Annotated in this window: 28 protein-coding genes; 21 read left to right on the top strand and 7 right to left on the bottom strand. The window is 34.8% G+C overall.

Annotated features, from left to right (window positions below):
• Positions 1 to 298: 298 nt before the first annotated feature.
• The 3 genes from CGC48_RS03780 to CGC48_RS03770 all read right to left on the bottom strand — a co-directional run bounded on the left by CGC48_RS03780 (position 299) and on the right by CGC48_RS03770 (position 4,080).
• A complete protein-coding gene (locus CGC48_RS03780; protein ID WP_098028515.1) occupies positions 299 to 907 on the bottom strand; it encodes an outer membrane beta-barrel protein in 609 nt (202 codons plus the stop codon).
• 388 nt (positions 908 to 1,295) lie between these two features.
• On the bottom strand, positions 1,296 to 2,726 hold the full coding sequence (gene asnS, locus CGC48_RS03775) for an asparagine--tRNA ligase (RefSeq protein WP_098028514.1): 1,431 nt from the start codon (positions 2,724 to 2,726) through the stop codon (positions 1,296 to 1,298).
• A gap of 70 nt (positions 2,727 to 2,796) precedes the next feature.
• The gene (locus CGC48_RS03770) at positions 2,797 to 4,080 is read right to left on the bottom strand and encodes an NAD-dependent succinate-semialdehyde dehydrogenase (RefSeq protein WP_098028513.1); all 1,284 of its coding nucleotides are present in this window, start codon (positions 4,078 to 4,080) and stop codon (positions 2,797 to 2,799) included.
• A gap of 162 nt (positions 4,081 to 4,242) precedes the next feature.
• Here CGC48_RS03770 and CGC48_RS03765 point away from each other — a divergent pair, with 162 nt between their 5' ends.
• Positions 4,243 to 4,512 (top strand): Sec-independent protein translocase subunit TatA/TatB, encoded by a 270-nt coding sequence (locus CGC48_RS03765; protein WP_098028512.1) that lies wholly within the window; start codon positions 4,243 to 4,245, stop codon positions 4,510 to 4,512.
• A gap of 2 nt (positions 4,513 to 4,514) precedes the next feature.
• Positions 4,515 to 4,757, top strand: coding sequence for a hypothetical protein (locus tag CGC48_RS03760; protein ID WP_098028511.1), 243 nt, complete (start codon positions 4,515 to 4,517; stop codon positions 4,755 to 4,757).
• Here CGC48_RS03760 and recF read toward each other — a convergent pair whose 3' ends face one another.
• The gene (gene recF, locus CGC48_RS03755; RefSeq protein WP_098028510.1) at positions 4,758 to 5,840 is read right to left on the bottom strand and encodes a DNA replication/repair protein RecF; all 1,083 of its coding nucleotides are present in this window, start codon (positions 5,838 to 5,840) and stop codon (positions 4,758 to 4,760) included.
• Positions 5,841 to 5,924: 84 nt separating this feature from the next.
• Positions 5,925 to 6,866, bottom strand: coding sequence for an NAD-dependent epimerase/dehydratase family protein (locus CGC48_RS03750; RefSeq protein WP_098028509.1), 942 nt, complete (start codon positions 6,864 to 6,866; stop codon positions 5,925 to 5,927).
• Between the two features lie 196 nt (positions 6,867 to 7,062).
• Between CGC48_RS03750 and CGC48_RS03745 the strand changes: the two genes are divergently transcribed.
• The 3 genes from CGC48_RS03745 to dgt all read left to right on the top strand — a co-directional run bounded on the left by CGC48_RS03745 (position 7,063) and on the right by dgt (position 9,550).
• Positions 7,063 to 7,869, top strand: a complete 807-nt coding sequence (locus CGC48_RS03745) for an enoyl-ACP reductase FabI (RefSeq protein ID WP_018279577.1) — start codon at positions 7,063 to 7,065, stop codon at positions 7,867 to 7,869.
• 100 nt (positions 7,870 to 7,969) lie between these two features.
• Positions 7,970 to 8,194, top strand: a complete 225-nt coding sequence (yidD, locus tag CGC48_RS03740; protein ID WP_098029748.1) for a membrane protein insertion efficiency factor YidD — start codon at positions 7,970 to 7,972, stop codon at positions 8,192 to 8,194.
• Between the two features lie 21 nt (positions 8,195 to 8,215).
• Positions 8,216 to 9,550 carry a dGTP triphosphohydrolase gene (gene dgt / locus CGC48_RS03735; RefSeq protein ID WP_098028508.1) on the top strand — a complete coding sequence of 445 codons (1,335 nt, stop codon included), beginning with the start codon at positions 8,216 to 8,218 and terminating at the stop codon, positions 9,548 to 9,550.
• On the opposite strand, the gene rlmB is transcribed toward dgt, so the two are convergent.
• Both rlmB and CGC48_RS03725 read right to left on the bottom strand, forming a co-directional pair.
• Entirely contained in the window at positions 9,545 to 10,291 is a 747-nt protein-coding gene (rlmB, locus tag CGC48_RS03730; protein WP_098028507.1) for a 23S rRNA (guanosine(2251)-2'-O)-methyltransferase RlmB, read from the bottom strand. The two genes, dgt and rlmB, sit on opposite strands and share 6 nt — an antisense overlap.
• 35 nt (positions 10,292 to 10,326) lie before the next feature.
• Positions 10,327 to 11,277, bottom strand: coding sequence for a GSCFA domain-containing protein (locus CGC48_RS03725; RefSeq protein WP_098028506.1), 951 nt, complete (start codon positions 11,275 to 11,277; stop codon positions 10,327 to 10,329).
• Positions 11,278 to 11,522: 245 nt separating this feature from the next.
• On the opposite strand from CGC48_RS03725, the gene CGC48_RS03720 reads away from it, so the two are divergent.
• The 16 genes from CGC48_RS03720 (at position 11,523) to rpsQ (ending at position 21,605) form a co-directional block, all read left to right on the top strand.
• Complete coding sequence (locus tag CGC48_RS03720; protein WP_098028505.1) at positions 11,523 to 12,395, top strand: bile acid:sodium symporter family protein; 873 nt, start codon at positions 11,523 to 11,525, stop codon at positions 12,393 to 12,395.
• A 30-nt stretch (positions 12,396 to 12,425) separates the two neighbouring features.
• Entirely contained in the window at positions 12,426 to 12,977 is a 552-nt protein-coding gene (locus CGC48_RS03715) for a fused DSP-PTPase phosphatase/NAD kinase-like protein (RefSeq protein ID WP_041992429.1), read from the top strand.
• 342 nt (positions 12,978 to 13,319) lie between these two features.
• A complete protein-coding gene (gene rpsL, locus CGC48_RS03710) occupies positions 13,320 to 13,727 on the top strand; it encodes a 30S ribosomal protein S12 (protein WP_018279584.1) in 408 nt (135 codons plus the stop codon).
• Positions 13,728 to 13,751: 24 nt separating this feature from the next.
• Entirely contained in the window at positions 13,752 to 14,228 is a 477-nt protein-coding gene (rpsG, locus tag CGC48_RS03705; protein ID WP_018279585.1) for a 30S ribosomal protein S7, read from the top strand.
• Between the two features lie 14 nt (positions 14,229 to 14,242).
• Entirely contained in the window at positions 14,243 to 16,363 is a 2,121-nt protein-coding gene (gene fusA / locus CGC48_RS03700; protein WP_098028504.1) for an elongation factor G, read from the top strand.
• Between the two features lie 12 nt (positions 16,364 to 16,375).
• Positions 16,376 to 16,684: a 30S ribosomal protein S10 gene (gene rpsJ, locus CGC48_RS03695; protein ID WP_018279587.1), complete on the top strand. Its 309-nt coding sequence runs from the start codon at positions 16,376 to 16,378 to the stop codon at positions 16,682 to 16,684.
• A gap of 151 nt (positions 16,685 to 16,835) precedes the next feature.
• Positions 16,836 to 17,453, top strand: coding sequence for a 50S ribosomal protein L3 (rplC, locus tag CGC48_RS03690; protein ID WP_041992435.1), 618 nt, complete (start codon positions 16,836 to 16,838; stop codon positions 17,451 to 17,453).
• Positions 17,453 to 18,082 carry a 50S ribosomal protein L4 gene (gene rplD, locus CGC48_RS03685; protein WP_018279589.1) on the top strand — a complete coding sequence of 210 codons (630 nt, stop codon included), beginning with the start codon at positions 17,453 to 17,455 and terminating at the stop codon, positions 18,080 to 18,082. Before rplC ends, rplD begins: the two co-directional genes overlap by 1 nt.
• A gap of 7 nt (positions 18,083 to 18,089) precedes the next feature.
• Positions 18,090 to 18,380, top strand: a complete 291-nt coding sequence (gene rplW, locus CGC48_RS03680) for a 50S ribosomal protein L23 (RefSeq protein WP_018279590.1) — start codon at positions 18,090 to 18,092, stop codon at positions 18,378 to 18,380.
• Positions 18,381 to 18,400: 20 nt separating this feature from the next.
• Complete coding sequence (gene rplB / locus CGC48_RS03675; protein WP_018279591.1) at positions 18,401 to 19,228, top strand: 50S ribosomal protein L2; 828 nt, start codon at positions 18,401 to 18,403, stop codon at positions 19,226 to 19,228.
• Between the two features lie 14 nt (positions 19,229 to 19,242).
• Positions 19,243 to 19,521 (top strand): 30S ribosomal protein S19, encoded by a 279-nt coding sequence (rpsS, locus tag CGC48_RS03670; RefSeq protein ID WP_018279592.1) that lies wholly within the window; start codon positions 19,243 to 19,245, stop codon positions 19,519 to 19,521.
• Positions 19,522 to 19,530: 9 nt separating this feature from the next.
• Complete coding sequence (gene rplV / locus CGC48_RS03665; protein WP_041992447.1) at positions 19,531 to 19,941, top strand: 50S ribosomal protein L22; 411 nt, start codon at positions 19,531 to 19,533, stop codon at positions 19,939 to 19,941.
• Between the two features lie 7 nt (positions 19,942 to 19,948).
• Positions 19,949 to 20,689: a 30S ribosomal protein S3 gene (gene rpsC, locus CGC48_RS03660; protein ID WP_018279594.1), complete on the top strand. Its 741-nt coding sequence runs from the start codon at positions 19,949 to 19,951 to the stop codon at positions 20,687 to 20,689.
• Between the two features lie 18 nt (positions 20,690 to 20,707).
• Positions 20,708 to 21,127: a 50S ribosomal protein L16 gene (rplP, locus tag CGC48_RS03655; protein WP_018279595.1), complete on the top strand. Its 420-nt coding sequence runs from the start codon at positions 20,708 to 20,710 to the stop codon at positions 21,125 to 21,127.
• Positions 21,128 to 21,137: 10 nt separating this feature from the next.
• Positions 21,138 to 21,329: a 50S ribosomal protein L29 gene (rpmC, locus tag CGC48_RS03650; RefSeq protein WP_018279596.1), complete on the top strand. Its 192-nt coding sequence runs from the start codon at positions 21,138 to 21,140 to the stop codon at positions 21,327 to 21,329.
• An 18-nt stretch (positions 21,330 to 21,347) separates the two neighbouring features.
• Positions 21,348 to 21,605, top strand: coding sequence for a 30S ribosomal protein S17 (rpsQ, locus tag CGC48_RS03645; protein ID WP_018279597.1), 258 nt, complete (start codon positions 21,348 to 21,350; stop codon positions 21,603 to 21,605).

Below are 21,605 nucleotides of genomic sequence, written 5' to 3'. Positions count from 1 at the left end.
TGTCAAAACCTTCTTTTAGTTTTTAAATGAAGAATTATATCGCATTATCAGTCTATTTTTAGTTTAATTATTATAAAAATATGAAGTTGATGGCTTTTTTTCTATTTAATTTAATGAAAAATATGATGTCAAAATCTTGTTTTAATTTTTAAATGAAGAATTATATCACATTATCAGTCTATTTTTAATGTAATTGCTACAAAAATATGAGATTGATAACCTTTCTTATTTTTAAAAGAAATATTTACATACATCAAAAGCATAAAAAAACCACCTTTTAGGTGGTCTGTTTGTATTTTTAAAAGTTTTTAAAGTAATATCCTACTCCTATTTGAAAGTAATTATTCCGAATAATTTGTCCAATTTCAGAAATATTACTTAATCCAAAGTTATATCTAGCTTCTAAGAAAAAGTCTTTGAAAATGCGACATTCTCCACCAAAAAAAGCAGCGTGATTCCCTGTTTTGATGTTGTTAAGTTTAATTCTTTCATTGTTTAGCTTTGTTGTAGCTAGTAAATTAAAACTAAGATTAAATCCGCCAAGTAAAGCAAACCCTTTAGTAGGATATACCTTAATGCTTATGGGAAGGCTGTATGTTTGTAAATGTATATCAAAATGTCCTTCGTGAGTTTGTCCATTATCAGATCTTAGATTTCCTATTACTTCCCTTCCTCCAAGTCCTGCCATAGTAAATTCAGCTTGGGCGGCAATATACGGATTGAAAAAATATTCAGCTTGAATTCCTAAGTAAATATTTGACTTTGATTTAGAAGTTATTTTTGTACTATTGTCGATTTGTAAGTTCAAAGTTGAATTCACATAACCTAATTTTGTTCCAAACCCAAATGATTGCGCATTGATAGAACCTAATGTTGCTAAAAATAGAATTGTTAAAAGTCGTTTCATACCTATATGTTTTTATTGTTAAATATTTACTAATAGTGATGGCAAAAATAGAAATAAAAGTTAAAATAAACAAATTTTATTTAGAAGAAAAATATGTGAAAAATAGGAAGATTTGTATTGATATTGTGAAATTATATGTTGTTGTTAGTATGATAAAATATTGATTTATAATATTATTATGATATATAAGATAGATTTTTTGCATTTATTAGTTTTTGAGTTTACTAAATATGACGTAAAACATAAAATTGTTAATAAAAACTAAATATGGAAATGACGTAAACTTTTCTTTTTACAAGTTTTGAGAATAAAAAAACTGCCCAAAAGAAAAAATCTTTCAGGCAGTAAAAAATAAAAAAACAAATTGTATAACTCTCAAATTTAAGTATTAAAATTCAGCGTTTTGTGGTGTTCTTGGGAAAGGAATCACATCACGAATGTTGGTCATTCCTGTTGCAAATAGCACAAGGCGTTCAAAACCAAGTCCGAAACCGCTATGCACTGCCGTGCCGAACTTTCGCAAATCCAAATACCACCATAATTCTTGCTCGTCAATACCCATAGTTTTGATTTTTTCAACCAAAACATCGTATCGTTCTTCACGTTGCGAACCTCCTACAATTTCGCCAATACCAGGGAATAGTATATCCATTGCACGAACCGTTTTTCCGTCCTCGTTGAGTCGCATATAAAACGCTTTGATTTTTGCTGGATAATCAAACAAGATAACAGGGCTCTGGAAATGTTTTTCCACTAAGTAACGCTCGTGTTCACTTTGCAAATCGGCACCCCATTCATCAATAATGTATTGGAATTTTTTCTTTTTATTATGATTTGAATTCTTCAGAATATCAATCGCTTCGGTGTAGCTTACACGTTTGAAATCATTGTTGATTACGAATTCCAACTTTTCGATAAGTGACATCGAACTACGTTCGTTTTGCGGCTTTGTTTTTTCTTCCTCCAAGAAACGTTTATTCAGAAACTCAATATCTTCACGGCAACGCCCAAGAGTGTATTTCAACACATATTTAATGAAATCCTCAGCCAAATCCATATTGCCATCAAGGTCGAGGAAAGCCACTTCAGGTTCAATCATCCAGAATTCCGCCAAGTGACGCGATGTATTTGAATTTTCCGCACGGAAAGTAGGCCCAAATGTGTAGATTTTGCCCAAAGCCATTGCAAAAGTTTCTCCTTCAAGCTGCCCGGAAACGGTTAAATTGGTTTCTCTTCCGAAGAAATCTTTTTTGAAATCGACTTTGCCTTCTTCAGTAAGTGGCGGATTTTTAGCGTCTAACGTAGTAACACGGAACATTTCTCCCGCACCTTCTGCATCACTTCCTGTGATGATAGGCGTATTTACGTAGAAAAATCCATTTTTTTGGAAATAATCGTGAATGGCAAATGCCAACACCGAACGAACCCGCATAATGGCTCCAAAAACATTGGTACGAACCCTTAAATGTGCATTCTCGCGTAAAAATTCAAAAGAATGCTTTTTAGGCTGAATAGGATATTCCTCTGGATTGGAATCTCCTAAGATATGAATTTCTGTTGCTTGTATTTCAATGGATTGCCCTTTTCCTTGACTTTCCACAACAGAGCCTTTCACTTCAATGGCGGCTCCTGTGGTGATGCGTTTTAGCAGTTCTTCGGGGGTGTTTTCGAAATCCACAACTACTTGTACGTTTTCAATAGTCGAGCCGTCGTTCAAAGCAATGAAACGATTGCTTCGGAAGGTACGAACCCAACCTTTTAGAATGACTTCTTGTGCTGTTTTTCCTTCGTTTAATAATTTTTTAATGCTGATATACATACATTTATGCTTTATTCTCTGTTCTAATATGAAAAGATTTTGCAAATATAGGAAAAAGATTTGTTTTTCGCTATTTAATCACTACTGTTTTGATGTTAGCAAATTCATACATCCCGAATTGAGAAAGCTCCCGGCCGTATCCTGAATTTTTCACACCACCAAAAGGCAAATGTGGGTCACTAATGAGCATTTCATTAATATATACAGCTCCTTCCTCAAAGCGATAAGTTTGTGATTTTATGAATTCTACATCTTTTGAAAAAATAGAAACTCCTAAGCCAAAATCGGATTGGTTGCTCAAGTTTACAGCCTCATCAAAAGTTTCAAAAAAGGTAACTACAGCAACAGGACCAAAAGTTTCCTCTCTGAAAACAGGCATTTGAGGTGTAACTTCTGATAGAATTGTGGGCTTATAAAAAGCTCCTTCTCGTTTTCCTCCACAAATCACTTTTGCTCCTAAAGAAATGCTTTCATTTACTAATTTTTCTAATTCTATAGCCAAATCTTCCCGAGCCATTTCGGCTATTTCTGTTTCTGCGTTGAATTTATCTCCTCTTTTCAGAGCTTCCACTTTTGATTTGAAGGTAGATAGAAATTTTTCCTTTAAGCTTTTGTGGACTAAGAAACGCTTGGCAGCGATGCAACTTTGTCCAGCATTTTGCATACGAGCATTAACAGCTATTGATGTGGCTAATTCTAAATTAGCGTCTTCACATATGATAAAAGCAGCACTTCCGCCAAGTTCCAAAACCGATTTTTTAAGATGTTGTCCAGCACATTGAGCAACTGCTTTTCCAGCTTTTTCACTACCCGTTAAAGATACACCTTTGATGTGCTTGTGAGCAATGATGTCAGCAACAAATTTGCTCTCTAAAGATAGATTTTTATATATTGGAAATTTTAGCTTTTTGGAATTGAAGATGCTTTCCAATAAGTTTGCTGACTTCGGAACATTGGAGGCGTGTTTTACAATGAAAAGATTTCCTAAAATTAGATTTGGAATCACAAAGCGAAATACTTGCCAGAAAGGAAAGTTCCAAGGCATTACTCCCAACAAAACTCCAATAGGTTCAAAGGTTATGTAACTTTCTGTCCATTTGGTTTTTATGTGTTGTGGTTTTAAGAAATTTTCGGCATTTTCGATATAGTAATCGCACAAATATGCACATTTTTGGACTTCTGCAATAGATTGTGAGATAGGCTTTCCCATATCTGAAGTAATTGCTTTTGCGTGTAAATCTGTGTTTTTTAGTAAATTATCTTTTATGTCTTTAATTATTTCTATTCGCTGAATTACAGAGTACTCTTTCCATAAAAGGTAAGATTGTTGTATGTTTTCAATAATATGATTCATATTTTTGTGAAATTTAGCTTATCCGCAAAGATATGTAAAATTGAAAAATTTCGAATGGATTTATTTAGAAATTCGGTTGTTTAGGAGTACAAAATTTAATTTCTGTTGTAAAAAATTGTCTGATACTTAAAAAATATGTAGGTTTGCAAATATTTTTAGGATATGGGGTTTTCTGAGATTTTTTTCATACTTTTCGTAGTTCTAGTACTTTTCGGAGCGGACAAGATTCCAGAAATAGCTCGTGGATTGGGCAAAGGAATACGACAACTTCGTGACGCAACCAACGAAATTAAGTCCGAAATCAAAAAAAGTGCACAACAGAACAATATAGATACTTCTTTCATAGAAGAAACTCAAAATGAGATAGATAAGGTAAAAGAAGAAATCGAGGAAGCAACAAATATTACGGGAACTATAAAAAGACAACGATAATTATGGCACCAAAAACAAAAGCATTTTTATTTAATTTTATTTGTTTTGGAGTGATTTTTATTACGATTAGGCTCGGGATTAATTATTTCTTTCCTGAATTAGGACGTTTGTTCGCATCACTCATTTCGGGAATAACCACGATAATCATTTCTCCTCGTTTTGCAGCTGTACCTACAGATGAGGGAGAGAAGTTGTTTATGAAGTGGATTTTCTTCAAAGACGTTAAAAAAATAGGAGGAAAATAACTATTCTATCCTGAAAATTTTGTACTTCAAAAGGGTTCGTTTTACTACATTTTCGGTACGCTCATAGTGCGTGTCAGTTATGAATAATTGACCAAAGTGCCTTTCTGTTACCAGAGATACTAGTTTGGCTACTCGATTATCATCCAATTTATCAAAGATATCATCTAATAAGAAGATAGGAACAACTTTTAGTTGTTTTTTTATCATTTCAAATTGAGAAAGTTTTAACGCAATTAGAAAGGATTTTTGTTGACCTTGACTTCCGTATTTTTTCATCGGAAAACTTTCTATTTCAAAAAGTAAGTCATCTTTGTGAATGCCCACAGAGGTATGTTGTAGCAATCTGTCCTTGTTGATGTTTTGTTTAAGTAAAGTTGCTAAATCTGTTTGATGAAGAGTACTTTCGTAGGTCAGATTTACATTTTCTTTTCCTTCAGAAATATATTGGTATTGATACTCAAAAATGGGTAAAAAGGTTTTCATAAAGAGTTTTCTTCTTTCATAAATAAACTGCCCAAGTTCAGAGAGTTGCTCGTCGTAAATGGATAGCGTTTCTGCATCAAAATATTGATTCTCAGAAAAATGTTTCAGCAAAGTATTTCGCTGTAAAAGAACCCGATTGTAACGAATAAGTTTGTCTAAATATTCCAAATCTGATTGCGAGATTACGTTGTCCAAAAATTTCCGCCGAACATCACTTCCTTCGATTATTAAATCTTGATCTGCTGGTGATATGATAACCATTGGATATTTTCCTATGTGGTCAGCTAATTTATCATATGCTTTTCCGTTACATTTTATGATTTTTTTTTGTCCTCGTTTTATGCTACAAACAATCTGTTCTTCACGTTCTTGTGTTTCAAAAAGACCATCAATTACGTAAAATTCCTCTCCGTGACGAATGCTTTGACTGGCAGACGAATTAAAATATCCTTTCCCAACTCCTAAATGGTAAATAGCATCAAGCAGATTTGTTTTTCCAACGCCGTTGTTGCCAACAAAGCAGTTGATATTTGCATCAAAAACAAAATCTTTTGAAGTGATATTTTTGTAATTTACAATTGAAAGTTTTTTCAGAAACATAATCCTTTTTTATAAAAGTAAGCTATAAGCAATAGTTTCAGATTCTATGGCTTATAGCTTATTAAGAGGTTGAAAATTGATATTTTATTTTAAGTTTTTGATGATATCTTCTGTCATTTTGTCCAAATCAAAGCTCGGTGTCCAACCCCAGTCTTTCCGTGCGGCAGAATCATCAATGCTATCTGGCCAACTATCAGCTATTTTCTGACGAAAATCGGGTTCGTACTTAATTTTGAAATCTGGAATTATTTTTTTGATGCTTTGGTAAATTTCCTTTGGTGAAAATGATAAAGCCGAAACATTGTAAGAAGTACGTACCTTTACTTTTTCTTTCGGAGCGTCCATTAAATCGATTGTAGCTTTTATAGCATCGGGCATATACATCATTGGCAGATATGAGTTTTCGCTCAGGAAGCAAGAAAATTCTTCTCCAGCAATAGCTTTGTGATAAATATCTACAGCGTAATCTGTTGTTCCGCCACCAGGTAATGATTTGTAACCGATAAGACCTGGGTATCGAATGCTTCGAACGTCTACTCCATATTTTTGAAAATAGTATTGACACCATAATTCACCTGAAACTTTGGTAATTCCGTAAACCGTATTAGGTTCAGTTACTGTTTCTTGAGGAGTATTTTCTTTAGGAGTGTTAACGCCAAAAGCAGCGATTGATGAAGGCCAGTACACTTTATCTAAGTTCTTTTTACGAGCAATTTCCAAAACATTCAGTAATCCGTTCATATTCAGATTCCAAGTAAAAAGAGGATTTTTTTCTCCTACAGCTGAAAGCAATGCAGCTAAATGGTAAATCTGTGTAATTTCGTACTTATCAACAAGATATTCCAATCTTGAATTATCTTGAATGTCTAAAACTTCAAAATTGCAGTATGAAAATTTTTCGGCAACTTTTTCATTAATGTCTGTAGCGACAATGTTTTCTGAACCAAACTTTTGAGCCAAAGCCTCGGTTAGTTCACTACCCAATTGCCCACCAGCTCCCGTAAGTAATACACGTGTTTTTGTCATTTTCTTAAATATTGGCTTGATTAATATTTTATCCCACAAAGATAAGAAAAAAAAGTAAATCCAGAATTTATAACTCTACATTTTCAAGTTAAAAAAAGTATAAAAGATTGGCTACTTTGAAAAACAACAGAATAGGTGGTAGTTTTTTCATTTTTCAACTTTTTTTGTACCTTTGTCCGAATAAAAAAGAATCATTATGTATAATTTACTAAAAGGGAAAAGAGGAATTATCTTCGGTGCTTTAGATGAAAATTCAATAGCTTGGAAAACAGCAGAACGTGTTCACGAAGAAGGAGGAAAATTTGTGCTAACAAACGCTCCAATTGCAATGCGTATGGGACAAATAAAACAACTGGCAGAAAAAACAGGTTCGGAAATTATTCCTGCTGATGCGACCAATATGGAAGATTTGCAAAATTTGGTAACCAAAGCAATGGAAATATTGGGCGGAAAATTGGATTTTGTACTTCATTCTATCGGAATGTCTGTAAATGTTCGTAAAAATATTCCTTATACAGAGTCAAATTATGATTTCACGGGAAAAGGTTGGGACGTTTCGGCTCTTTCTTTCCACAAAGTGTGTCAAGTTCTTTACAAAAATGATGCAATGAATGAATGGGGAAGTATCGTAGCTCTTACTTATATGGCAGCACAACGAACTTTTCCTGATTATAACGATATGGCAGACAATAAAGCATATTTGGAATCAATTGCTCGTAGTTTTGGATATTTCTTCGGAAAAGACAAAAAAGTACGTGTTAATACAATTTCCCAGTCTCCGACGCCAACCACTGCAGGACAAGGAGTTAAAGGATTTGATGGATTTATTTCGTATGCTGAAAAAATGTCTCCATTAGGAAATGCGACTGCACAAGATTGTGCGGATTATACTGTGAGTTTGTTCTCTGACTTGACTCGCAAGGTTACAATGCAAAATCTTTTCCACGATGGAGGATTTTCCAATACAGGTGTTAGTCAGGAAGTTATAGAAAGATTTAGCTAATTAGTTTAGAACTTCATTTTATTTGGCAGTAAGTTTTGCAGATTTTTCAACTGCGTACGATTATTCTGTAACTTACTGCCTTTTAGGTTATAAATTAGTGATGTTAAGAAAAATACTCATATTTCCCTTTGTTCTATTAGTTCGATTTTATCAGCTATTTATATCTCCGTTAAAGCCACCAACTTGCAGATATACACCAACTTGCTCTCAATATACGTTGGAAGCCTTAAAAAAACACGGAATTTTAAAGGGAGGTTGGTATGCGGTTAAGCGAATTCTTAGTTGCCACCCTTGGGGAGGAAGCGGATATGACCCTGTGCCTTAATTGTTAAAAATATAAAAGCCAATGAATTGGGAAAGTTTACTCTCTTTGAATCGATATGGAGATTTAGAGAAACGTTTGCGTAAAGGACAAAATGAAACACGTCTGAATTTTGATTCAGATTATGATCGTGTTGTCTTCTCAAGTGCGTTTAGAAGTTTGCAGGATAAAACACAGGTGATTCCTTTGTCAAAAACAAGTTTTGTGCATACACGTCTGACTCACAGTATGGAAGTATCAGTAGTTGGAAGAAGTTTGGGAAGGGCTGTGGGGAATTATATTTTAGAAAAATATCCTAATTTACAAACCTTAGGCTATCAGGCGAATGATTTTGGAGCTATCGTGGCAGCGGCAGCTTTGGCTCACGATATTGGAAATCCTCCTTTTGGGCATAGTGGAGAAAAAGCTATAGGCGAGTTCTTTAGGTATAAGAAAGGAGCAGACATTAAGTCTTTCCTTTCAGAAAAAGAGTATGAGGATTTGTGTAGTTTTGAAGGAAATGCCAACGGATTTCGCATTTTAAACGAATCCAGACCAGGAGTTGAAGGAGGTTTACGACTTTCATTTGCAACACTCGGAGCGTTTACGAAATACCCTAAGGAATCTTTACCCGTTCGTCCAACCAAAAATATTTCAGATAAGAAGTATGGCTTTTTTCAATCAGAAAGAGATTTTTTCGTTGATGTGGCAAGTGAACTTCAATTGAAATCCAATTCTACTAATTCTGATTTGCGGTTTTCTCGACATCCTCTTGCTTTTTTGGTGGAAGCTGCTGATGATATATGTTACACAATCATCGACTTTGAAGATGGAATTAATTTGGGGCTAATTTCTGAGGATTTAGCATTGGAATATCTTGGAAAGTTGATTAATGAGCGAATTAACACAAAGAAATACGCCCAATTACTTACAAAAGAGGAACGCATTGCTTATCTTAGGGCTATTGCTATTGGTACACTTATTCAGGAAGCTGTAGAAATTTTCATCAAAAATGAAGAGGATATTCTCAAAGGTGATTTTCATTCTTCGCTTTTGAGTAAAAGTACTTACAGACCTCAGATAGAAGATATCATAGATATCAGTGTATCACATATTTATCAATCAGATGAGGTGGTTGAAAAGGAAATTTCTGGTTACGTTGTGCTTCAAAATCTGCTTGATGTGTTTTTTACTGCGGCAATGAACGATTATAAGGGCAGACTTACGTCTTTTGATAAATCAATTTTCAAAATTCTTCCAGAAAAGTATAAAAAAGAAACTTCTCTTTATGATAAAATAATGGGGATTACCTGCTATATAGCCAGCTTAACCGATAGTAAGGCTGTAGAACTTCATTTGAAAACTTTAGGTAAATTATAAAGTTTGCATTATCCGCTGTCGCATAGCCTCGTATAAAAATACGCCACAAGCTACAGAAACATTCAAAGAGCTAATTTCTCCTGTCATTGGGAGTTTAGCTTTATCATCTGCAAGTTTAATTAAGGCTGGAGATACGCCGACATCTTCCGCACCCATTACAATTGCCAGAGGTTCAGTCATCGAAACATCATATAGGAGCTTATCTGTCTTTTCGGTAGCCACAATGGTTTTTATCCCACTTCCTTGAAGATAATAAACGGCATCTTTCAAGTTGTCAACTTTGCAAACGGGAACATTAAAAGCAGCTCCAGCTGAGGTTTTTATTGTATCAGCAGTTATTGAAACACTTCCTCTTTTAGGTATGATAATTCCCGAAACGCCAGTGCATTCAGCGGTACGGATAATAGCTCCAAAATTGCGAACATCTGAAAGGTGATCTAATATCAGAAAAAGAGGAATTTTTCCACTTTCAATTGTTGTAATGACCAGATTTTCAAAATTATGATATTCCACAGGTGACAGATTTGCTACAACACCTTGATGATTTTTTTTTGTCAGACGATTTAATTTTTCAATAGGAACATAAGAAGCGATAATTTGTTCTTGTTTCAGTAGTGCTTGTAATTCCTGAAAAAGAGAACCTTTTAATCCCTTTTGGATAAAAATTTTGTCAATTGTTTTTCCTGCTGAAATGGCTTCTATAACGGCACGAATGCCAAAAATTTGATATTCTTTTTCCATAGTTTTTTAATTTAAAAAATAAAAAGTGTTGTTTTTTATTGTTGAAAAGTCATAAAAGGATACTTTTCGATGATTTTATGTATTTTTTCAGATAATTTTTGTTGAAAAATTTTAGATTGTTCGCTTTTTGGGTAGAAAACTTTATGTTTCAGTCCTTTTTGTATAGAATCTATTTGTTTCATATCGGAAAAGCATTCTTCAGATATGTATTTTTCCACAAAACGCTCCCAGATATAGTCAATTGCCACATCAGAAGGATGTAACATATCTTCTGCGTAAAAACGATAATCTCGTAACTCGTCCAACATAATTTCATACGAAGGAAAGTATTGTATTTCAGTGTTCTGCAATAAAAAAGAGTGCAAACCAGCAATTAGGTGAGCTTTGCTTATTTGATTTTCAACAAATCCGTCCTTTAAATGTCTAACTGGTGAAATTGTATATACGATTTTTATTTTGGGATTTTTATTTTTTATTTGATTTACAGTATTTTGAATGCTTTTTTCAATTTCACCAACAGAAAGTAATTTTTTTGAGAAATTTGCCTGAGGTACTTTATGGCAATTAGCCACCACATTTCCATTTTCGAGAGAATATACCCAAGATGTTCCCAATGTAATGAATAGAAAATTAGAGTTTTGAATTGAATTTTTGAATTCTTCAGTTTTTTTATTCGCAATATCTATTACCTCGCTTAACGAGGTTTGGCTTAGCTCAGAATGTAAGTCGAACGAATGCCACAAATCATTGTGTTTAAAAAAATCATTTTCATCAAAATAGGTATTTTCCAATGATTTTTTTACTAATTTTTCAATTGCTAAAGGGTGAAAAAGAATTCCAAAAGGATTTGTAACTATTTGGAAATTATAGTATTTTAGTTTTTTAGCAATATTTGTTGAAAAACACGACCCAATACTCAAAATTCGGTTGTTGTAACTGATTTTGAAGTCTGATTCTTTCAAAGGGATGATGGTTCTGAAATTCATTTTTATAGAAAGTGATTTGAGGGCAAAAGTATGAAATTTTCAGTTGAAAGCTAGTTATTGAGAATTAAAAAATGAAAACTTAAAAGAGAGATATATAAATTATTGAATTATACTTGTTTTACTCTTTTTAAAGTTAAAAAAAGTGAAAATAGATACAGATATGAAAAAAATATGTAATTTCGGCAATTGTTTTCATTTGAGAATACAAAAATGATGTATGAATAAATTTTAAGGAGAAAAAGAAGATGGATTTGATAAATCATTTGATGTCGGCAGTTTTGATGTTGATTACTTTCGCGATAGGTAGTTCTTTGCGTTTCAGTGACTTTGAGAACGTATTTAAAAAATCAAAAGCATTTAATATAGGATTAATAGCTCAAATGGTATTTTTACCAATTTTAGCGTTTTTAGTTGCTTATTTTTCCGATTTGTCTCCTGAATTAAAAGTGGGATTAATTATTGTGGCTATTTGTCCTGGAGGAACAACATCTAATTTTATTACTTATTTAGTTAATGCAGATACGGCTTTGGCAGTAGCTTTAACAACTATCAATAGTATTTTAATTTTGCTAACAATTCCTACTTTAGCCAATGTTGCGATTTCATTATTTATGGGAACCTCTTCAGAGTTTTCATTGTCAATATTGGATACTTTTTGGGAAGTTAGTAAAATTACAATAATTCCAGCTTTTTTAGGTTTGGTTTTCAATCGCTACCTTCCAGATGTAACAGCACGAATCAAAATTCCTTTAAAAGTTATCAATACAATTTTACTTGGCTTAGTCTTTATTATTAAATTCTTTGCAGATAAGGATTCAGGAGGAACAGGAATCGTTTTTGACGAAATTCTTAGTATACTTCCATACGCTTTAATTATGCACTTAAGTTCGATGATTTTGAGTTATGTGATTTCTAAAAAGGTTTTTCACATCACCAACATACAATCAGCCACGATAGGTATAGAAGTAGGATTACAAAATACAGTATTAGCTATTTATGTGGCAGGACTCATTCAAAGTGTAGAAATGGCAAAACCAGCCTTAGTTTTTGCTATGTTTTCTTTTTTTACGACATTAGTTTTTGCTTTTATTGCAATGAGAGCAAAATATAATAGATAGAAAAAATAAATAATTTCAGAAAATCAAATTATGAATATTAAGTATACGTTTTTTGTTGTTTGTTTTTTATGTTTTTTATCGCTTTTTTCTCAAAATCAAGCAGAATTAATTCGTGCTGAAGCTAATCTATATAAGGTAGATGATAGATTGTATCGTAGTGAGCAATTAAGAGAGGAAGATAGACAAGCAATAGAAAAGACACCAATAAAAACAATTATAAATTTGCGTTATTTTACACGTAGTGGAAATTCTAAAGTTTTTGATAAAAATGGAAACATAAACCTAATAAATGTTCCATTACTAACTTGGAGAATTAAAACAAAGGATATAGCCAATGTGCTTTCAAAAATAAGAAAACATCAGCAAGAAGGAGCTGTGTTGGTACATTGTTATCACGGAGCAGACAGAACAGGAATTATGGTAGCGATGTATCGGATTATTTACCATAATTGGAGCATTGAACAAGCTAAAAAAGAAATGCAACAAGGACCTTTTGGTTATCATAGTATTTGGAGAAACTTGGATAGACTTCTTACTGAAAAAAACGTAAATGAAATTAAAAAACAATTAGGAATTAATTAAATCGAACAGATTAGTCTACTGATTGGTGATAAAAAAAATAGCAGAATCAATAAAAATTTTGTGATATTTGTAACAAAAATATTTTTTTGATAAAATTGTTTTTGGTTTAATTTATTGATATTTAGTTTGTTGGAATTTTGTTGCTCAATTTGCCTTGTTAAGATTAAAGTTTGTGATCGTATTTAATGTGTTGATTTCTTGTTGTTTTGGAAATAAAACTATACTTTTGCACCCGCAAATTATGGAGTAGATAAAGAAGTTCAGGATTTGCAGAAGAGGTTTTTCGGAATCTTTAAACGCTAAGTAAATTAATTTTAAGTAAATAATATTGTAAATTAAATTATGCCAACAATTTCACAATTAGTACGAAAAGGAAGAACCAGAATTACCAAGAAGAGTAAATCGGTTGCTTTGGATTCGTGTCCTCAACGAAGAGGAGTGTGTACGCGTGTTTATACAACAACGCCGAAAAAACCAAATTCGGCAATGCGTAAAGTTGCTCGTGTTCGTTTGACAAATGGCAATGAAGTGAATGCTTACATTCCAGGTGAAGGACATAACCTCCAAGAGCACTCGATAGTATTGGTACGAGGCGGAAGGGTAAAAGATTTACCGGGTGTTCGTTATCACATCGTTCGTGGTGCGTTAGACACAGCGGGAGTAGCGGGAAGAACGCAAAGACGTTCTAAATATGGAGCTAAGCGTCCAAAACCAGGACAGGCAGCAGCACCAGCAAAAGGTAAAAAGTAATAAAAAATCTTTTAACGAGAAGAAATGAGAAAAAGACAGGCTAAAAAGAGACCTCTTTTACCAGATCCAAAGTTTAATGATCAATTGGTAACACGTTTTGTAAATAACTTGATGTGGGATGGTAAAAAGTCAGTGGCTTTTAAAGTTTTCTATGATGCACTTGATATCGTAGAGCAAAAGAAAAATAATGAGGAAAAATCTGCATTAGAAGTGTGGAAAGATGCTTTGACAAATGTAATGCCTCACGTGGAAGTTCGTTCACGTCGTGTAGGAGGAGCAACTTTTCAAATACCTATGCAAATCAGACCAGACAGAAAAGTGTCAATGGCAATGAAGTGGCTGATTGGTTACGCTCGTAAACGTAATGAGAAATCAATGGCTCAAAAATTAGCTGGAGAGATATTGTCTGCGGCAAAAGAAGAAGGTGCTGCAGTTAAGAAAAGAATGGATACGCATAAAATGGCAGAAGCTAACAAGGCTTTCTCACATTTTAGATTTTAATACACAGATATATAATGAGTAGAGATTTAAAATATACAAGAAATATTGGTATTGCTGCACACATTGATGCAGGGAAAACTACAACTACAGAGCGTATTCTATTCTATACAGGTAAAACACACAAATTAGGGGAAGTTCACGATGGGGCTTCTACGATGGACTGGATGGAGCAAGAAGCTGAGCGTGGAATCACAATTCAGTCTGCTGCTACAACTTGTGTGTGGAACTTTCCTACAGAACAAGGAAAGCCTACAGCTGATGCTAAGGAATATCATTTTAATATTATTGATACTCCTGGTCACGTTGACTTTACTGTAGAGGTAAACCGCTCGTTGCGTGTATTGGACGGATTAGTATTCTTGTTCAGTGCAGTAGATGGAGTAGAGCCTCAATCAGAAACAAACTGGCGTTTGGCGGATAACTACAGAGTGCCACGTATAGGGTTTGTTAATAAAATGGATAGACAAGGTGCAAACTTTTTGAACGTTTGTAACCAAGTGAAAGAAATGTTGAAATCAAATGCAGTGCCTATCGTTCTTCCTATTGGAGATGAAGCTGACTTTAAAGGTGTTGTAGATTTGATTAAAAATCGTGCTATCGTGTGGCACGAAGAAACTCAAGGAGCAACTTTTGATGTTGTTGAGATTCCTGAGGAAATGAAAGACGAAGTTCACGAGTATCGTGCTCACCTGATTGAAGAAGTAGCAGGATATGATGAAGGGCTTTTGGAGAAATTTATGGAAGATGAAAATTCTATTACAGAAGATGAAATCCATAAAGCACTAAGAGCAGCAGTTATGGATATGGCTATCATTCCTATGGTGTGTGGTTCTTCTTTCAAAAACAAAGGAGTTCAATTTATGTTAGATGCGGTTTGTCGTTACTTGCCTTCTCCTTTGGATAAAGAGGCGATTGAAGGTACAAATCCTGATACAGGAGCAGATATTGCGAGAAAACCATCTGTTTCAGAACCTTTTGCTGCTTTGGCTTTCAAAATTGCAACAGATCCTTATGTAGGTCGTTTAGCGTTCTTCCGTGCTTATTCTGGTCACTTAGATGCAGGTTCTTATGTATTGAACACACGTTCAGGAAACAAAGAGCGTATCTCTCGTATCTACCAGATGCACGCTAATAAACAAAACCCAATTGAATATATTGAAGCGGGTGATATCGGAGCTGCAGTAGGGTTTAAGGATATCAAAACAGGAGACACTCTTTGTGATGAGAAACACCCAATTGTGTTGGAGTCAATGGTATTCCCTGATCCTGTGATTGGTATCGCAATTGAACCAAAAACTAAAGCTGATGTTGATAAGATGGGTATGGCTTTGGCTAAATTAGCTGAGGAAGATCCGACTTTCCAAGTAAAAACAGATCAGGCTTCAGGACAAACAATCATATCTGGTATGGGAGAGCTTCACTTGGATATTATCGTTGATCGTTTAAAACGTGAATTCAAGGTTGAAGTAAATCAAGGAGAGCCTCAAGTGGAATATAAAGAAGCTCTTACGGCAGTTGCAGAACACAGAGAGGTTTATAAAAAACAATCAGGTGGGCGTGGTAAGTTTGCTGATATTGTGTTCCGTATGGAACCTGCTGAGGAAGGAAAAGTAGGACTTGAATTCATTAATGAGATCAAGGGAGGAAACATTCCAAAAGAGTACATTCCTTCTGTAGAGAAAGGATTCAAAGAAGCTATGAAAAATGGTCCTTTGGCAGGATTTGAAATGGATTCAATGAAGATTACTTTGGTTGATGGTTCTTACCACGCAGTCGATTCAGATTCTTTATCATTCGAATTGGCAGCCAAATTGGGATACAAAGAGGCAGCTCGTGCAGCGAAAGCTGTATTGATGGAGCCTATAATGAAGTTGGAAGTAATCACTCCAGAAGAAAATATGGGTGATATCGTTGGAGACTTGAACCGTCGTCGTGGTCAAGTAAATGATATGGGAGATAGAAATGGAGCTAAGGTAATTAAAGCAAATGTTCCTCTATCAGAAATGTTCGGATATGTAACAACTCTCAGAACACTTTCATCTGGGCGTGCTACTTCAACAATGGAATTCTCTCACTATGCTGAAACACCTTCAAACATAGCGGAAGAGGTAATTAAAAAAGCAAAAGGCAACTAATTTTTTATAAAAATGAGCAGTCAAAAAATCAGAATAAAGTTAAAATCTTACGATCATAACTTAGTAGATAAGTCAGCTGAGAAGATTGTAAAAACGGTGAAAGCAACAGGAGCAGTTGTAACGGGACCAATTCCATTACCAACTCACAAAAAGATATTTACTGTATTGCGTTCTCCTCACGTAAATAAGAAGGCTCGTGAGCAGTTTCAATTAAGCTCTCACAAACGTCTTCTCGACATCTACAGTTCTTCATCAAAAACTATTGATGCTTTGATGAAACTGGAGTTGCCAAGTGGAGTAGAAGTTGAAATTAAAGTGTGATAATTCACTATTTAGATTTTTAACAAAGTAAAATGTCCTTAAGCCAGTGAGCTAAGGAAAAACGGATAAAAATGATTCAGGGTCAAAAGGCTGAGGCATTTTTTGACCCTGAACCTTATAGAAAAAGTAAAATAATTATTAAATTTAATTTATGTCTGGGTTAATTGGAAAAAAAGTAGGCATGACAAGTCTTTTTGATGAGAATGGGAAAAATATTCCTTGTACTATCATTGAGGCAGGTCCTTGCGTAGTTACCCAAGTCAGAACCGTAGAGGTTGACGGGTATGAGGCTCTTCAACTTGGTTTCGATGACAAAGCAGAACATCGTGCTAACAAAGCAGAGTTAGGGCATTTCAAAAAAGCTGGAGCTTCTGTTAAGAAAAAAGTTATCGAATTTCAAGGATTTGAAGCAACTTACAAATTAGGTGATACAATCACTGTTGATTTGTTTACCGAAGGAGAATTTGTTGATATAACAGGTACTTCTAAAGGTAAAGGATTTCAGGGAGTTGTTAAAAGACACGGTTTTGGTGGGGTAGGACAAACTACACACGGTCAGCATAATCGTTTGAGAGCACCAGGTTCTATTGGAGCGTCGTCGTATCCTTCAAGAGTATTCAAAGGAATGCGTATGGCTGGTAGAATGGGAGCAGAAAAAGTAACAGTACAAAACTTGAAAGTATTGAAAGTGGTAGCCGAGAAAAATCTTTTAGTGGTTAAAGGATGTGTTCCGGGACACAAAAATGCTTACGTAACTATTCACAAATAATGGAAGTAGCAGTATTAAATAGTCAAGGAAAAGAAACAGGCAGAAAAATAACGCTTTCTGATTCTGTTTTCGGATTGGAGCCTAATAATCACGTAATTTACTTGGATGTTAAACGCTATTTAGCAAACCAACGTCAAGGTACACATAAGGCTAAGGAAAGAAATGAAGTAGCGGGAAGTACTCGTAAGATAAAAAAACAAAAAGGAACTGGTACAGCTCGTGCAGGTAGTGTTAAATCTCCTGTATTTGTTGGTGGAGGGCGTATTTTTGGTCCTCGTCCAAAGGATTATACACAAAAGTTGACTAAAAATGTGAAAAGATTGGCACGTCGTTCAGCGTTAAGTGCAAAAGCAAAAAGCCAATCAATTTTAGTTGTTGAAGATTTGAATTTTGAAACTCCAAAAACAAAAGAATTCACTAATATTTTGAAATCTTTGGGGTTAGAAAATAAAAAATCACTTTTTGTGTTGCCAGATACAAATAATAATGTATATTTGTCGTCACGAAATTTGAAAACTTCTAATGTTGTAACTGCTTCTGAATTAAATACTTATGAAGTTGTAAATGCTTCAAGTGTAGTTTTATTAGAGAGTTCTGTTGAGGTTTTAGAGTCAATTTTAACAAAATAAGTAAGAAATGAGCGTATTAATTAGACCTGTAATTACAGAAAAAGCAAACGCAAATAGTGAATTAAAGAATTGTTATACATTCGAAGTTTCTAAACAAGCGAATAAAATTCAGATTAAAGAAGCTATTGAAGCCACTTATGGAGTTAAAGTTAAAGAGGTTCGTACATTGAATTATGGGCCTAAACGTACAACTCGTTATACAAAGACAGGCTTACAAGTTGGTAAAACCAATGCTGTTAAGAAAGCGGTTGTTCAAGTGGCAGACGGAGAAACTATAGATTTTTATAGTAATATATAAGTGTTTAATAAATAGACAAAATGTCAGTTAGAAAATTAAAACCGATTACCCCTGGTCAGCGTTTTAGAGTAGTAAACGATTTTGACACCATTACTACTGATAAGCCGGAGAAAAGCCTTTTGGTTCCGTTGAAAAAGACTGGTGGTAGAAACAATCAAGGAAAAATGACCATGCGTTACATTGGTGGTGGTCACAAGAAAAAGTATCGTATTGTTGATTTCAAACGAAACAAGTTTGGTGTTGATGCTAAAGTAGTTTCAATCGAATACGATCCAAACAGAACAGCATTTATTGCTTTGATTCAGTACACGGATGGTGAGAAACGTTACATTATCGCTCCTGCTGGTTTAAAAGTGGATCAAACGATTGTTTCAGGGCAAGAAAATGTTGCTCCTGAAATTGGAAATGCAATGCCTTTGTCACAGATTCCATTAGGAACAGTAATTTCTTGTATAGAATTACGTCCAGGACAAGGTGCTAATATTGCACGTTCTGCGGGAACTTTCGCTCAGTTAATGGCAAAAGATGGAAGATACGCAACGGTTAAGTTGCCTTCAGGTGAAACTCGTATGATTTTACTTACTTGCTTGGCTACTATTGGTGCTGTGTCTAACTCTGATCATCAATTAATTGTATCAGGTAAAGCTGGTCGTTCACGTTGGTTGGGTAGAAGACCAAGAACTAGACCAGTAGTAATGAACCCAGTTGATCACCCAATGGGAGGTGGTGAAGGTAGAGCAACCGGAGGTCACCCAAGATCACGAAAAGGTATTCCAGCTAAAGGTTACAGAACACGTTCTAAAACCAAAGCGAGTAATAAGTATATTGTAGAACGTAGAAAAAAATAAAAGACTAAGAAAAGATGGCACGTTCATTAAAGAAAGGACCTTACGTTCACTATAGTTTGGAGAAAAAAATTCAACAAAACATTGAAACAGGTAAAAAGACAGTTATCAAAACTTGGTCAAGAGCTTCGATGATAACACCTGATTTTGTTGGTCAGACAATAGCAGTTCACAATGGTCGTCAGTTTGTTCCAGTGTATATTACTGAGAATATGGTAGGACACAAATTAGGAGAATTTTCACCGACACGTTCATTTAGAGGACACGCTGGTGCAAAAAATAAAGGTAAAAAATAATAGAAGGCTATGGGAGTTCGTAAAAGAGAAAAAGCAACAGAAATAAAAGAAGCTAAAAAGAGCTTGGCTTTTGCAAAGTTGAATAACTGCCCTACTTCACCTCGAAAAATGCGTTTGGTAGCGGATTTGGTTCGTGGTCAACAAGTAGATAAAGCCCTTGCTATTTTGAAATTCAACCAAAAAGAAGCGTCAACTCGCTTGGAAAAGCTGTTGTTATCAGCAATAGCTAACTGGCAAGCGAAAAATGAGAATGCAAATTTGGAAGATGCTGGATTATTTATTAAGGAAATCCGTGTGGATGGAGGGATGATTTTGAAAAGGTTACGTCCAGCTCCACAAGGAAGAGCACACAGAATTAGAAAACGTTCTAACCACGTGACGTTGGTTTTAGGAGCTAAAAATTATAACACAGAAAGCTAAGATAAATATGGGACAAAAGACAAATCCAATCGGAAATCGCCTTGGAATTATCAGAGGATGGGAGTCTAACTGGTACGGAGGTAATGACTACGGAGATAAACTTGCTGAAGATGACAAAATCAGAAAGTATGTACAGACCCGTTTGTCTAAAGCTAGTGTTTCTCGTGTGATTATTGAAAGAACTTTAAAACTTGTAACCGTTACTATCACTACTGCTCGTCCAGGTATCATTATTGGTAGAGGAGGGCAAGAGGTAGACAAGCTTAAAGAAGAATTGAAAAAAATCACAGGTAAAGATATTCAAATCAACATCTTTGAAATCAAAAGACCTGAATTAGATGCTAACTTGGTTGCTGCAAGTATCGCTCGTCAGATAGAAGGGCGTGTTTCATATCGTAGAGCCATCAAAATGGCTATCGCGGCTGCAATGCGTATGAATGCAGAAGGAATCAAGGTAATGATTTCTGGTCGTTTGAATGGTGCAGAAATGGCTCGTTCCGAAAGTTATAAAGAAGGAAGAATTCCATTGTCTACTTTTAGAGCGGATATTGACTATGCACTTGATGAAGCACACACTACGTATGGTCGTATGGGAATCAAGGTGTGGATTATGAAAGGCGAAATCTACGGCAAGAGAGAGCTTTCTCCACTTGTGGGAATGACTAAAAAGTCAGCAGGTTCAACAACAGGTAAATCTGCTTCGGATAAAGGCCCAGGAGGACATAGAAAAGCACGTCGTAAAAAGTAATTTTTAAAGTAAAAAGGAATGTTACAGCCAAAAAGAACGAAATATCGTAGAGTACAAAAAGGTAGAATGAAAGGAGTTTCCCATCGTGGAACCCTACTTTCTAACGGTATGTTTGGAATAAAATCTTTAGATTCCGCATTTATTACCTCTCGTCAAATTGAGTCAGCTCGTATTGCAGCAACTCGTTATATGAAGCGTGAAGGGCAATTGTGGATTAAGATTTTCCCAGATAAACCAATTACCAAAAAGCCTTTAGAGGTGCGTATGGGTAAAGGTAAAGGTGCCGTAGAATACTGGGCAGCTGTTGTTAAACCAGGAAGAATTATGTTTGAAGTAGGGGGTGTGTCAATCGAAATAGCAAAAGAAGCACTACGTTTGGCAGCACAAAAGTTACCTGTGAGAACAAAATTTGTTGTAGCAAGAGATTATCAAGATTAATTAAATTGTGATGAAACAGTCTGAAATTAAAAATTTGACAATAGCTGAGCTACAAGAAAAGCTTGGTGAATATAAAAAATCGTATGCAGATTTGAAAATGGCTCACGCCATTCAACCACTTGAAAAACCGATTCAATTACGTCAAGTAAGAAGAACTGTAGCAAGATTGGCATGCGAGTTAACTAAACGAGAGTTACAATAATTCTATGCTACTTTAAACATGGAAAAAAGAAATTTAAGAAAAGAAAGAATAGGGGTTGTTAGTAGTAACAAAATGGAAAAAACCATCGTGGTTTCAGAAGTTAAGCGAGTGAAGCACCCTATGTATGGTAAGTTTGTGTTGCGTACTAAGAAATATGTAGCACACGACGAAAAGAACGAATGCAACATCGGTGATACAGTTAGGATTATGGAAACTCGTCCGCAAAGTAAAACTAAATGTTGGAGATTAGTTGAAATCATTGAAAGAGCGAAGTAA

It is taken from the genome of Capnocytophaga cynodegmi (assembly GCF_002302475.1).
Taxonomy (GTDB): domain Bacteria; phylum Bacteroidota; class Bacteroidia; order Flavobacteriales; family Flavobacteriaceae; genus Capnocytophaga; species Capnocytophaga cynodegmi.
The sequence above is the reverse complement of the archived record's forward strand: the minus strand, read 5'-3'. Positions and strand labels throughout refer to the sequence as shown.